Genomic DNA, 13,081 nt, shown 5'->3' with positions numbered 1-13,081 from the left:
AAACGCCCGGTTACATTCCGAACCCGGAAGCTAAGCCTCACAGCGCCGATGGTACTGCAGGGGGGACCCTGTGGGAGAGTAGGACGCCGCCGAACTAAATTTGGAGGACCCTTGGTCCCAGCGACTCGCTGGGGCCAAGGGTCCTTTTTTGTTTTGCCGAAGCGCGCCGGGTACCCGGCTGCGCGAGAATGACTTGCGGTACCGAAGACAGGAGTCACCCATGTCCACCAACTCTCCCGACGAGCGACCGGAGCGCGACCAGCGCCGTCGTGACAGTGGTGACCGCGGCGACTACCGCGGCGGCCCGCGCCGAGACAACGACCGTGGTGGCTCCGGCCGGCGTGACGATCGCCGTGACGACCGCGGCGGTGACCGCGGCGGGTTCCGCCGCGACGACAGCCGTGGCGGCGGCGACCGTGGTGGCTTCCGCGGCCGTGACGACCGGGGCGGCCGACCGCCGTTCCGGCGTGACGACCGTCAGGGCGGTCCGCGCCGCGACGACCGTGGTGGCAGTGGCGGCGGATTCCGCCGTGACGGGGACCGTCCCGCCTTCAACCGCGACGATCGGCCCAGCGGCCCCCGCCGTGACGACGACCGCGGCGGATACCGCCGCGACGACCGCCAGGGCGGCGGCGACCGTGGTGGCTTCCGCCGTGACGACAGCCGCGGCGGTGGCAGCGGTGGCGGCTTCCGTCGCGACGACCGCGGTGGCAGTGGCGGTGGGTTCCGCCGTGATGACCGAGGTGCCGGCGACCGTGGTGGCTTCCGCCGCGACGACAGCCGTGGCGGCGGCGACCGTGGTGGCTTCCGCCGTGACGACCGCGGTGGCAGTGGCGGTGGATTCCGTCGCGACGACAGTCGGGGCGACTTCCGGCGTGACGAGCGTCGTGAGGGTGATCGTGGTGGTTTCCGTCGCGACGACAACCGCAGCGGTGACTTCCGTCGTGACGAGCGGCCCAGCGGTCCGCGCCGTGACGACGACCGCGGTGGGTTCCGTCGTGACGCGGACCGTCCGTCCTACCGCCGTGACGAGCGGCCCAGCAGCCCGCGCCGCGATGACGACCGTGGTGGTTTCCGTCGCGACGACAGTCGTGGTGACTTCCGCCGTGACGAGCGCCGGGACGGCGACCGTCCGCCCTTCCGCCGTGACGACCGCGGTGACTTCCGTCGTGACGAGCGGCCCAGCGGTCCGCGCCGTGACGACGACCGCGGTGGGTTCCGTCGCGACGCGGACCGTCCGTCCTACCGCCGTGACGAGCGGCCCAGCAGCCCGCGCCGCGACGACGACCGTGGTGGTTTCCGTCGCGACGAGCGCCGGGACGGCGACCGTCCGCCCTTCCGCCGTGACGACCGTGGTGACTTCCGTCGTGACGAGCGGCCCAGCGGTCCGCGCCGTGACGACGACCGCGGTGGTTTCCGTCGCGATGACAGCCGTGGCGGCGGCGACCGTGGCGGCTTCCGCCGTGACGACCGTGGCCGTGACGACCGGCGCGGTGGCCCGCGCCGTGACGACCGGGGCGGTCGCCCCGGTGGATTCCGTGGCCGCGACGACCGCGGGGGCGACGACCGGCGTGGTGGCGGGCGCTACCGCGACGAGCGGGACCGGGACCGTGAGCCGATCAAGCGGCTGCCCATCCCGGACGACGTCACGGGCGAGGAGATCGACCAGGACGTGCGCCAGGAGCTCCAGAGCCTGCCCAAGGGCCTCGCCGAGGACGTCTCCCGCAACCTGGTGATGGTCGCCCGGCTCATCGACGAGGACCCCGAGGGCGCCTACGCGTACTCGCGGATCGCCCTGCGGCTGGCCTCCCGCGTCGCCGCCGTGCGCGAGGCCGCCGGCTTCGCCGCGTACGCGAACCAGAAGTTCAGCGAGGCGCTCGCCGAGTTCCGCGCCGCGCGCCGGATGACCGGCAGCGTGGAGCTGTGGCCCGTGATGGCGGACTGCGAGCGCGGTCTCGGCCGGCCCGAGAAGGCGCTGGAGATGGCCGGGGCGCCCGAGGTGCAGAAGCTGGACAAGGCGAGCCAGGTCGAGATGCGGCTCGTGGCGGCCGGTGCCCGGCGTGACATGGACCAGCTCGATGCTGCCATCGTCACCCTGCAGAGCCCCGAACTCGCCTCGAACTCGGTCCAGCCCTGGACCGCGCGGCTGCGGTACGCCTACGCCGACGCGCTCCTCGCCGCAGGCCGGGAGGACGAGGCGCGCGAGTGGTTCGCCAAGACCGTCGAGTCCGACAAGGACGGCAGCACGGACGCCTCCGACCGGCTCGCCGAGATGGACGGTGTCGAGTTCGTCGACGCCCTGGTCGAGGACGAAGAGGCCGGCAGCGAGGCCGCGACGGAGATCCGTGCCGAGGACGAGCGCCAGGACACGGACCAGGGCGACGACGAGGACCAGGACGAGGACGAGGACGACGAGATCGAGTCCGTGACCACGGACGGGATCACCGACGACCTCGATGAGGACGACGAGGACGACGAGGACGACGCTCCTCAGCGTCCTCAGAGCTGACGCCGACAGCACGGCGCAAACGCGTGGGCGGCGGGACACCGGAAGGTGTGCCGCCGCCCACGCGGCGTTTTCGGCGAGGGTCTCGGGACCGCGGCCCCTCAGGAAGTGAGCGCCCGCAGGACCAGCCCGGACGCCGGCTTCGGCCCGAAGGAGGTCGACTTGCGCGGCATCGTGACCCCCTGGCGCGCGAGCTCGCGTACGACCTCTTCGTGGACCGGGTGCATCAGGACGGCCGTACCTCCGTCGCCTTCCGCCTTCTCGACCGTGGCGCTCGCGTCGTGGATGTACGCGATGTGCGCGGGGGAGTCCTCGGGGATGCCCCACACGTGCTCCAGGAGCGTGGCGTGCAGGACCGTGGCGTCCAGGGTGCGCCAGGCTTCCGGGTGCTCGGCCGGGACCGTACGGGCGAGGAGGTCCGGCGACGGGCGGTCGACCAGGTGGAAGGCGCCGTCGCCGGCGAGGAGGAAGGCGTTCCCCTTGGCGGCGGCCGACGAGAGGGCCTCCAGAGCCTCGGCGAGGGACACGTCGAGGCGCCGTACGCGGAAGGAGTCGCCGAGGGCGGCCAGCGCGTCGGCGACCGGCAGTCGGTGCAGCAGTCGGTGGATGGCCCGGACGCGCAGCGGGTAGCGGGCGGTGTCCACCAGGAGGACCAGACCGTAGTCCCAGGGGCTCGGGGAAGGATGCTCCGCGCGTAGACGCAGATAGGTCGCCCAGCGGTGGTGGCCGTCGGCGATCAGGGCCTGGTGCCGGCCGAGGTCCGTGCGGATCTCCGTGACCTGCGCCGGGTCCGTGACCGCCCACAGGCGATGGCTGATGCCGTCCTCCGTGGTGGTGGACAGCAACGGCGGCAAGGCGGCGGTGCGTTCGATGACGGCGGCGGTGCCGTACCCGGAACCGTTGCCGCGATAGGTCAGCAGCAGGGGTTCGAGGTTGGCGGACGTGGCGCGCATCAGGTCCGCGCGGTCCGCGACGACGTGCGGCATCACGTCCTCGTGCGGGAGCACGACGCCGTCGGACGGATCGGACAGCCGCAGGTTGCCGATCACACCCCGCTGCAGCAGGTCGCCGTCACGCTGTTCGTACACGTACAGGCCCGGCTCGGGGTCGGTGGCCAGGACGCCTTCGGACAGCCAGCGGTGCAGCGTGTCGGCCGCCTGCCGGTTGCGGGCCGCGGGGGTGCCGTCCTGCGGGAGGATCAGCCGGACGATGTTGTACGGGTCGGCCGATTCGAGTTCGAGCAGTCCGTCGGGCCGGACGATCACGTCGTACGGCGGGGACGTCACGGCGGCCAGGCTGCCGACCCGGTCGGGGTCGTAGCGCAGGCCTCGGAACGGGGTGAGTTCGAGGCCGCTGCCTGCCGGTGTTTCCTCCTCGTGACCTGCATAGTTCATTGGGGCATCGTAAGTGCGTCAGCGGCATGCGGGATGATCGGGGGCAACGGGATCGAACGAGGAGCGATGCGCAATGAGCCAGACCGTCAGGATGCGGCCCGAGGGCAGTGGGCAGGCACTGAGCGAGGCGTACGACACCGCGCTGCTGGACCTGGACGGCGTGGTGTACGCGGGCGGTGACGCCATCGCCCACGCCGTGGATTCGCTGGCGACGGCGCGCGCGGGCGGAATGCACCTCGCGTACGTCACGAACAACGCGCTGCGCACCCCGGACGCGGTCGCCGGGCACCTCACGGAGCTGGGCATACCGACGGTGGCCTCGGACGTCATCACCTCGGCGCAGGCCGTGGCCCGGCTCATCAGCGAGCAGGTGCCGGCAGGGGCGCGCGTGCTGGTCATCGGCGGCGAGGGGCTGCGGGTCGCGCTCCGTGAGCGCGGGCTGGAGCCGGTCGACTCGGCGGAGGACGAGCCCGTCGCGGTCGTCCAGGGGTACGGCGGTCCCGATCTGACGTGGTCCCGGTTCGCGGAGGCGTGCTACGCCATCGCGCGCGGGGTTCCCTGGTTCGCCTCGAACACGGACCTGACGATTCCGGGCGCGCGCGGCATCGCGCCCGGCAACGGCGCGGCGGTGGAGGTCGTCCGCATCGCCACGGGTGCCGAGCCGCAGGTGGCGGGCAAGCCGCTGCCCCCGATGCACCGCGAGACGATCCTGCGGACCGGGGCCGAGCGGCCGCTGGTGGTCGGGGACCGGCTCGACACGGACATCGAGGGCGCGTTCAACGGAGAGGTGGACTCGCTGCTGGTCCTCACCGGTGTGACGGACGGGGCGCAGCTGCTCGCCGCGCCGCCGCGGCACCGGCCGACGTACGTCGACGCCGATCTGCGCGGCATGCTCACCGGGCAGCCCGAGGTCGTCGAGGCGGGCGACGGGTTCCGCTGCGGCGGCTGGACGGCGACGGCGGGGCCGGAGGAGCTCGTGCTGACGGGCGAGGGCGAGGCCCTGGACGGCCTGCGGGCCCTGTGCGCGGCGGCGTGGACGGCCGCGGGCGAGGGCGCGTGCGAGCTGGACGGGGGGAAGGCGCTGGCCCGGCTGGGGCTGTAGGACCCGTCCGACCGGCCGGGACGCGTGGACGCGGACGGCCGGTTCGGGCTGTCCGGCCGGTTCGGGCTGTGCGGTCGACCGGGATCCGTGCGGCCGGGCAGGTCCTGGGCGCTCCGGGACTCCGGGCGCACGGGGCGGGTGTGGGCGCCGGTGGCGGTGCCCGCTAGTGGGGGGCGGTCGCACGGGGCTGACCTGGGCTTCGGCGCGGGGTCGGATGTACCGGCGCATCGAAACGTAATACGAGGGTAGGCTAACCTAACCTCGTGTTGGTCGACAGTCCTCCTGAACAACGCGCGGAAACCGCCCCCGCGCCCCCAACCCGCCGGGCGATACGGACTCTGGGACTCCTCGTGTCCGTGGGCATCCTGCTGCTGGTCGCGCTGGCGAGCATCGCGGTCGGCGCGAAGGCGCTGCCGATGGACCAGGTGTGGCACGGCCTGTTCCACGACTCCGGGACGTACGCGGACGTCGTGGTCGGTGACCGGATCTCGCGCACCGTGCTCGGGCTGCTGGCGGGCGCCGCGCTGGGGCTGTCCGGGGCCGTCCTCCAGGCGCTCACCCGCAATCCGCTGGCCGACCCCGGTCTGCTCGGGATCAACGCGGGCGCGTCCGCCGCCGTCGTCACCGCGATCACCTACTTCGGTGTCACCTCGCTCAGCGGCTACGTCTGGTTCGCCTTCCTCGGCGCGGCCGCGGTCGGAGCGCTGGTCTGGTTCCTGGGCGGCAGCCGGGGCGCGACCCCGGTACGGCTCGCGCTCGCCGGAACCGCGATCAGTGCCGCGCTCTACGGCTATCTGCAAGCCGTGATGATCATGGACAACGCGGCGCTCGGCAAGATGCGCTTCTGGACCGTCGGTTCGCTCGCCTCGGCGACCGACTCGACGATCGAGCAGGTGGCCCCCTTCCTCGCCGTCGGCACCCTCGTCGCGCTGGCCCTCGCCCGGCCGCTGAACGCGATGGCCATGGGCGACGACACCGCCCGGGCGCTCGGCGCCAACCTGAACCGCACCCGCGCGCTGTCCATGGCCGCCGCGACCGTGCTCTGCGGCGCCGCGACCGCCGCCTGCGGGCCCATCGTGTTCGTCGGGCTCATGGTCCCGCACGCCGTCCGCTCCTTCACCGGGCCCGACCTGCGCTGGATCCTGCCGTACGCCACCGTCCTGTCGCCCGTCCTGCTGCTCGGGGCCGACGTCCTCGGGCGGATGGTCGCCCGGCCGGCGGAGCTCCAGGTCGGCATCGTCACCGCGGTGCTGGGCGGTCCGGTCTTCATCTTTCTCGTACGGCGACGGAGGACGGCGCAGCTGTGACGACCCCACGTGTCCCAAGCACCCGGAACGCCCGCGAACGGGGCGTCCCGGCACGTCCCGGCCGCCGCGTCCGGGCCGTCCGCACCGGCGGCGGACTGTCCGTCCGCCTCGACGTCCGCGCGTTCACCGTGACCGTCCTGCTGCTGGTGGCCGCGGCCGCCGCGAGCGTGGTGCTCATCGGCACCGGCGACTTCCCGATACCGGCCGTCGACGTGCTCAAGACCCTGGCCGGCGACGGCAACCCCGGCCAGGAGTTCATCGTCAACGAGCTGCGGCTGCCGCGCGTTCTCGTCGGGCTGCTGGTGGGGGCCTCGCTCGGGCTGTCCGGGGCGCTCTTCCAGTCCATCTCGCGCAACCCGCTGGGCAGCCCCGACGTGCTCGGGCTCGGACAGGGGGCCACGGCCGGCGCGCTCATCATGATCGTGCTGTTCTCGGGCAGCGCGACGGAGGTCGCACTCGGGGCGCTCGTCGGGGGACTCCTGACCGGGTTCGCGATCTACCTGCTCGCGTGGAAGCGGGGCGTGCACGGCTACCGGCTCGTCCTGGTCGGCATCGGTGTATGCGCGGTCGCCACGGCGGTCAACGGCTATCTCCTCACCAAGGCCGACCTCGTCGACGCGGCCCGTGCCGTCGTCTGGATGACCGGCTCCCTCAACGGCCGGGACTGGGCCCAGGTCTGGCCGCTGCTCATCATGTGCGCCGTCCTCGTCCCCCTCGTCCTCGGCAACGCGCGCGGGCTGCGGATGACGGAGATGGGCGACGACGTGTCGTACGCCCTCGGAGTGAGCGTCGAGCGGACGCGGCTGCTGCTGATGGTGGCCGCCGTGCTGCTCACCGCGGGTGCCACCGCCGCCGCGGGCCCGGTCGGTTTCGTGGCGCTCACCGCCCCGCAGCTCGCCCGGCGGCTCACCCGCTCGCCCGGACCGAACCTGATGGCGTCGATGTGCATGGGCGCGACCCTGCTCGTCGTCGCGGACTGGGCCTCGCAGCGCGCCTTCGGCGCCGACCAGCTGCCGGTCGGCGTCGTGACCGGCGTCGTCGGCGGCGTCTACCTGTTGTGGCTGCTGGTCACCGAACGCAAGGCGGGCCGGATATGAGCGGCGCGGCGGACCAGGCCGTGAGCGGCCCGGCGGACCAGGCCGTGCGAGGACCGAAGAACGCGGCGCGTGCGAACGACCGGGCGCACGAGAACACCCCAAGGAGCACTGTGAACCGCCTGTCCGCCGACAACGTCACCCTCGCCTACGACCAGCGCGTCATCGCGGAGAAGCTGTCGGTGGAGATTCCCGACCGGTCCTTCACGGTGATCGTCGGCCCGAACGCCTGCGGCAAGTCCACCCTGCTGCGCGCCCTCTCCCGCATGCTGAAGCCCTCGGAGGGGCGGGTGCTGCTCGACGGACAGACGATCCAGTCGATGCCCGCGAAGAAGGTGGCGCGCACCCTCGGGCTGCTGCCGCAGTCGTCGATCGCGCCGGACGGGATCACGGTCGGCGACCTCGTCGGCCGGGGCCGCTACCCCCACCAGGGGCTGCTGCGCCAGTGGTCCGCGGAGGACGAGCGGGTGGTCCAGGAGTCGATGGCCTCGACCGGGGTCGCCGAGCTCGCCGACCGCTACGTCGACGAACTGTCGGGCGGTCAGCGCCAGCGCGTGTGGATCGCGATGGCGCTCGCGCAGCAGACCCCGCTGCTCCTGCTGGACGAGCCGACGACCTACCTCGACATCCAGCACCAGATCGACGTCCTCGACCTGTGCGCCGAGCTCCACGAGACGCAGGGCCGCACCCTGGTCGCCGTCCTGCACGACCTCAACCACGCGGCCCGCTACGCCACCCACCTGATCGCGCTGCGCGGCGGCGAGGTCATCGCCGAGGGCGCCCCCAACGACATCGTCACGGCCGAGCTGGTCGAGGAGGTCTTCGGACTGCGCTGCCAGGTCATCGACGACCCCGAGACCGGGACGCCGCTCGTGGTGCCCGCGGCGCGCAAGGCCAGGGTCCGCACCGCCGTGGTCGCTAAAGAAGCGTCCTGAGCCGCAGCAGGTCGCGCAGGCCCGCCTCCAGCTTCACCCGGCCCGAGCCCCAGGCCCTGGCGAAGTGCAGCTCGCCGTCCACCATCGACACCAGGTCGTCGCCCTTCATCGTCAGACGGATCTGGGCCCGCTCGGGCGGCGGGCCCTGGAGCGTGTCGAGCACCTCGATCCGGCCGCCCCTGAGGCGGCCGACGAAGGTGATGTCCAGGTCGGTGATACGGCAGCTCAGCGAGCGGTCCAGGGCCGCCGCGGCACGTACGTTCCCGTCGGCGCCCGCCATGTTGTCCGAAAGTTTGTCGAGTGCGGCGCGGCACTCCTCAGTCGTCGCCATCGTGCTCGACGGTACCTCAGCCCTTCGCGGTAGCGTCGGGGCATGAACGACTCAGCCCCCGAGGGCGAGCTCCCCGAGGCCGTGACCGCGGAGGAGCCCGGTCCCGTCGCGGACACGGAACAGGGACCCGCGTACGACCCCGCCGCACCGGCCCCGCTCGACGTCCCGCGCGTCCCCACGGGCCACGCCGACGTCGACGCCCGGCTCGACCGGCTGGCCGACGCCGACGACCTCACCACCGACGGACACCTCGAGGTGTACGAGGATGTGCACCGGGGGCTGCGCGACGCGCTCACCGCGCTCGACGTCCGCCCGGGAGCCCCGGCTCCCGCCGTCCGTCCGTCCGGCGTCCCCCAATGAGATCCTTCGGGAACACCCGGAAGACCTCCGGGACACCCGGGGAGCCTCCCGGGCGCCCGTTTCCATCACCGTACGACCGCAGGAGCTGAACCGAACGTGGCAGGAGTGGCACGCCGCCGCCTCGACGCCGAGCTGGTCCGCAGGAAGCTCGCCCGCTCGCGCGAGCACGCCGGACAGCTGATCGCGGCGGGCAGGGTCAGCGTGGGCAAGACCCTCGCGACCAAGCCCGCCACGCAGGTCGAGACCGCCGCGGCGATCGTGGTCAGCAAGGACGACAGCGACCCCGACTACGTCTCGCGCGGCGGGCACAAGCTCGCGGGCGCGCTCGCCGTCTTCGGACCGCAGGGCCTGAAGGTCGAGGGCCGGCGGGCGCTGGACGCCGGCGCGTCCACCGGAGGCTTCACCGACGTACTGCTGCGCGCGGGCGCGGCCCACGTCGTCGCCGTGGACGTCGGTTACGGACAACTTGCGTGGTCTCTCCAGAGCGATGAACGCGTCACCGTCAAGGACCGTACGAACGTACGCGAGTTGACGTTGGAGGCGATCGATGGGGAGCCCGTGGACCTTGTTGTCGGGGATCTGTCCTTCATCCCGCTCGGACTGGTGCTGCCCGCCCTCGCGCGGTGCACGGCGCCGGACGCCGATCTGGTGATGATGGTCAAGCCGCAGTTCGAGGTGGGGAAGGACCGGCTGGGCAGCGGCGGTGTCGTGCGCAGTCCGGAGCTGCGTGCCGAGAGCGTGCGCGGCGTGGCGGGGCGAGCCCGGGAACTGGGGCTCGGAGTGAAGGGCGTGACAGCGAGCCCGTTGCCCGGACCGTCGGGCAACGTCGAGTACTTTCTGTGGCTGCGAGCCGGGGCACCCGCACTCGACCCGGCCGACGTTGACCGTGCAGTGGCGGAGGGGCCGCGTTGACACAGACCCGAGCTCGTACTGTTTTCCTGCTGGCCCACACCGGGCGGCCGGCAGCCATCCGCAGCGCCGAACTGGTGGTCCAGGGGCTGCTGCGTTCCGGCATCGGCGTACGGGTCCTCGCCGCCGAGGCGGCCGACCTGCCGCTGCCGCACGAGGTGGAACTGGTCCAGGAGGCGACTCCGCAGTGCCTCGACGGCTGCGAACTGCTCATCGTCCTCGGCGGTGACGGAACGCTGCTGCGCGGCGCCGAGTTCGCCCGCGCCTCCGGCGTGCCGATGCTCGGCGTCAACCTCGGACGGGTCGGCTTCCTCGCCGAGGCCGAGCGCGACGACCTGGACAAGGTCGTCGACCGGGTCGTCACCAAGGCCTACGAGGTCGAGGAGCGCATGACGGTCGACGTGGTCGTGCACCGCAACGGCGACATCGTGCACACCGACTGGGCGTTGAACGAGGCGGCCGTGCAGAAGGTGTCCGCCGAGAAGCTCCTCGAAGTGGTGCTGGAGATCGACGGGCGGCCCGTCACCGGGTTCGGCTGCGACGGCATCGTCTGCGCGACCCCGACCGGGTCGACGGCGTACGCCTTCTCCGCGGGCGGGCCCGTGGTCTGGCCCGAGGTCGAGGCACTGCTGATGGTGCCGATCAGCGCCCACGCCCTGTTCGCCAAGCCGCTGGTCACCTCGCCGGACTCGGTGCTCGCCGTGGAGGTGCTGCCGCACATCCCGCCGGGCGTGCTGTGGTGCGACGGGCGGCGCACGGTGGAGCTGCCGCCGGGCGCGCGGGTCGAGGTGCGCCGCGGGACCGTGCCCGTGCGGCTCGCCCGGCTGCACCACGCGTCCTTCACCGACCGGCTCGTCGCCAAGTTCGCGCTGCCGGTCTCCGGGTGGCGCGGGGCACCGCACTAGGGACACGTACGGCACCCGGGTTCCGCCCGGGTGCCGGGGCCGCCTCCGCGCGGACCCCGGCGAACGAGATCGCTCCCGGAAAGTAACGCTCGGTTCTCTTTGCGGGGGGCGGCGTCGCACGGCGCCGGGAAAACCTCGTATGGTCGGGGACGTGTTGGAGGAGATGCGGATACGGTCGCTCGGAGTCATCGACGACGCGGTCGTCGAGCTGTCGCCCGGCTTCACCGCCGTGACCGGTGAGACCGGCGCGGGCAAGACGATGGTGGTCACCAGCCTCGGGCTGCTGCTGGGCGGGCGCGCGGACCCGGCCCTCGTACGGATCGGCGCCAAGAGCGCCCTCGTGGAGGGGCGGATCAGCGTACCCGCGGACGGGACGGCCGTCGTACGGGCCGAGGAGGCCGGCGCCGAGCTCGACGAGGGCGTGCTGCTGATCAGCCGTACCGTTTCGGCCGAGGGGCGTTCACGCGCGCACCTGGGCGGGCGCTCGGTGCCGGTGGGCGTGCTCGCCGAGCTAGCCGACGAACTCGTCGCGGTGCACGGCCAGACCGACCAGCAGGGGCTGCTCAAGCTGTCCCGGCAGCGGCAGGCCCTGGACCGGTACGCGGGTGACGCGGTCGCCGTACCGCTCGCCAAGTACGCGGGCGCCTACCGTCGGCTGCGGGCCGTCTCGGCCGAGCTGGACGAGATCACGACGCGTGCGCGGGAACGGGCCCAGGAAGCCGACATGCTGCGCTTCGGCCTCGACGAGATCGCGGCCGTCGAGCCGCGCGCGGGCGAGGACGCGGAGCTGGCCGCGGAGGCGGAACGGCTCGGTCACGCCGAGGCGCTGGCGTCGGCCGCCACCGCCGCGCACGCCGCGCTGGCGGGCAACCCCGAGGACCCGGAGGGCATCGACGCGGCCACGCTCGTCGCGGGCGCCCACCGGGCGCTGGAGGCCGTGCGGTCGCACGACGCGGCCCTCGCCGTGCTGTCCGGGCGCATCGGGGAGATCAACATCCTGCTCGGCGACGTCGCGGGCGAACTCGCGGGCTACGCCGACGACCTCGACGCCGACCCGCTGAGGCTGGCGGCCGTCGAGGAGCGCAGGGCCGCGCTCACCCAGCTCACCCGCAAGTACGGCGAGGACGTCGACGCGGTGATCGCCTGGGCCGAGGCGAGCGCCGAGCGGCTCACCGAACTCGACGGCGACGACGAGCGGATCGGCGAGCTGACCGCCGAGCGGGACGCGCTGCGCGGCGAACTGGGCGGTCTCGCCCAGGCGCTGACGGACGCCCGTACGGAGGCGGCCGAGCGGTTCGCCGCAGCCGTCACCGCCGAGCTGGCCTCGCTCGCGATGCCGCACGCGCGGGTGTCCTTCGAGATCCGGCAGACCGACGACCCGGAGGGGGTGGAGGTCGGCGGACGGCCGGTGGCCTACGGTCCGGCCGGCGCCGACGAGGTGGAGCTGCTGCTCGCCCCGCATCCCGGGGCGCCGCCGCGGCCCATCGCCAAGGGGGCGTCCGGTGGTGAGCTCTCGCGCGTGATGCTCGCGGTGGAGGTCGTGTTCGCGGGCACCGACCCCGTGCCGACGTATCTCTTCGACGAGGTCGACGCGGGTGTCGGCGGCAAGGCCGCGGTCGAGATCGGGCGGCGGCTGGCGAAGCTCGCCAAGAGCGCGCAGGTCGTCGTCGTGACGCATCTGCCGCAGGTGGCCGCGTTCGCCGACCGGCAGCTCCTGGTCGAGAAGACCAACGACGGCTCGGTGACACGGTCCGGCGTGAAGGTGCTGGAGGGCGAGGAGCGGATCCGGGAGCTGTCCCGGATGCTCGCCGGGCAGGAGGACTCCGAGACGGCTCGGGCCCATGCGGAGGAGTTGCTCGCGGCGGCCCGCGCGGACGCCTAGGGGCGGTTCTGCCGCCCCCTCGGCGGGGGCGGGGCCGACCCGGTCGGGCGGGGGCTGCCCCCGACGGGGGACTGCCCTTTGGCGGGGTCTTGCCCGGGTGGGCGGTCCCGCCCGGGCTGCGGGGCCGTTTCGTCTGCTTTTTCGCCCCTCCGTCCCTACCCTTCCCGTACCCGGGGCTCCGCCCCGGACCCCGCTCCTCAAACGCCGGAGGGGCTGAAACCTCTCCCCCCGTGTGCCGGGGGAGTGCGGGGGCTTCGGTGCGCCTTTTGGTGCGCGGGTGCACCTTCCTCGGGGTGTGGTGCGTGCGAGGGGGGCCTGGGGGGCCGTTCGCTCTTGTGGTCCCGTCCTCCCCGGAA

General features: G+C 73.2%; 11 protein-coding genes and 1 rRNA gene. 10 read left to right on the top strand and 2 right to left on the bottom strand.

Annotated features, from left to right (window positions below):
• Both rrf and ACFW6B_RS34925 read left to right on the top strand, forming a co-directional pair.
• Positions 1–95, top strand: a 5S ribosomal RNA gene (gene rrf / locus ACFW6B_RS34930); the annotation flags it as partial.
• A gap of 1,577 nt (positions 96–1,672) precedes the next feature.
• A complete protein-coding gene (locus ACFW6B_RS34925; protein ID WP_386602661.1) occupies positions 1,673–2,509 on the top strand; it encodes a hypothetical protein in 837 nt (278 codons plus the stop codon).
• Positions 2,510–2,607: 98 nt separating this feature from the next.
• On the opposite strand, the gene ACFW6B_RS34920 is transcribed toward ACFW6B_RS34925, so the two are convergent.
• Positions 2,608–3,900: a DUF1015 domain-containing protein gene (locus ACFW6B_RS34920; protein ID WP_386602655.1), complete on the bottom strand. Its 1,293-nt coding sequence runs from the start codon at positions 3,898–3,900 to the stop codon at positions 2,608–2,610.
• Positions 3,901–3,973: 73 nt separating this feature from the next.
• On the opposite strand from ACFW6B_RS34920, the gene ACFW6B_RS34915 reads away from it, so the two are divergent.
• From ACFW6B_RS34915 to ACFW6B_RS34900, 4 genes are all read left to right on the top strand, one after another.
• Complete coding sequence (locus ACFW6B_RS34915) at positions 3,974–5,002, top strand: HAD hydrolase-like protein (RefSeq protein WP_386602653.1); 1,029 nt, start codon at positions 3,974–3,976, stop codon at positions 5,000–5,002.
• Positions 5,003–5,265: 263 nt separating this feature from the next.
• Complete coding sequence (locus tag ACFW6B_RS34910; RefSeq protein WP_386602651.1) at positions 5,266–6,309, top strand: FecCD family ABC transporter permease; 1,044 nt, start codon at positions 5,266–5,268, stop codon at positions 6,307–6,309.
• Positions 6,310–6,404: 95 nt separating this feature from the next.
• Positions 6,405–7,406, top strand: a complete 1,002-nt coding sequence (locus ACFW6B_RS34905) for a FecCD family ABC transporter permease (RefSeq protein ID WP_386602659.1) — start codon at positions 6,405–6,407, stop codon at positions 7,404–7,406.
• Positions 7,403–8,338, top strand: coding sequence for an ABC transporter ATP-binding protein (locus ACFW6B_RS34900; protein ID WP_386602649.1), 936 nt, complete (start codon positions 7,403–7,405; stop codon positions 8,336–8,338). The genes ACFW6B_RS34905 and ACFW6B_RS34900 overlap by 4 nt, the downstream gene beginning before the upstream one ends.
• Here the strand turns inward: ACFW6B_RS34900 and ACFW6B_RS34895 are convergent.
• Positions 8,322–8,669, bottom strand: a complete 348-nt coding sequence (locus ACFW6B_RS34895; protein WP_386602647.1) for a sterol-binding protein — start codon at positions 8,667–8,669, stop codon at positions 8,322–8,324. The genes ACFW6B_RS34900 and ACFW6B_RS34895 overlap by 17 nt on opposite strands.
• Positions 8,670–8,711: 42 nt before the next feature.
• On the opposite strand from ACFW6B_RS34895, the gene ACFW6B_RS34890 reads away from it, so the two are divergent.
• The 4 genes from ACFW6B_RS34890 (at position 8,712) to recN (ending at position 12,725) form a co-directional block, all read left to right on the top strand.
• Complete coding sequence (locus ACFW6B_RS34890) at positions 8,712–9,029, top strand: hypothetical protein (protein WP_386602646.1); 318 nt, start codon at positions 8,712–8,714, stop codon at positions 9,027–9,029.
• Between the two features lie 96 nt (positions 9,030–9,125).
• Positions 9,126–9,941, top strand: a complete 816-nt coding sequence (locus ACFW6B_RS34885; protein WP_386602644.1) for a TlyA family RNA methyltransferase — start codon at positions 9,126–9,128, stop codon at positions 9,939–9,941.
• A complete protein-coding gene (locus ACFW6B_RS34880; RefSeq protein ID WP_386602642.1) occupies positions 9,938–10,843 on the top strand; it encodes an NAD kinase in 906 nt (301 codons plus the stop codon). The genes ACFW6B_RS34885 and ACFW6B_RS34880 overlap by 4 nt, the downstream gene beginning before the upstream one ends.
• Positions 10,844–10,982: 139 nt before the next feature.
• The gene (recN, locus tag ACFW6B_RS34875; RefSeq protein WP_386602640.1) at positions 10,983–12,725 is read left to right on the top strand and encodes a DNA repair protein RecN; all 1,743 of its coding nucleotides are present in this window, start codon (positions 10,983–10,985) and stop codon (positions 12,723–12,725) included.
• Positions 12,726–13,081: the final 356 nt, after the last annotated feature.

The organism is Streptomyces sp. NPDC058751 (assembly GCF_042746485.1).
Lineage (GTDB): Bacteria > Actinomycetota > Actinomycetes > Streptomycetales > Streptomycetaceae > Streptomyces.
This window is presented reverse-complemented; position numbering and strand designations above follow the sequence as displayed.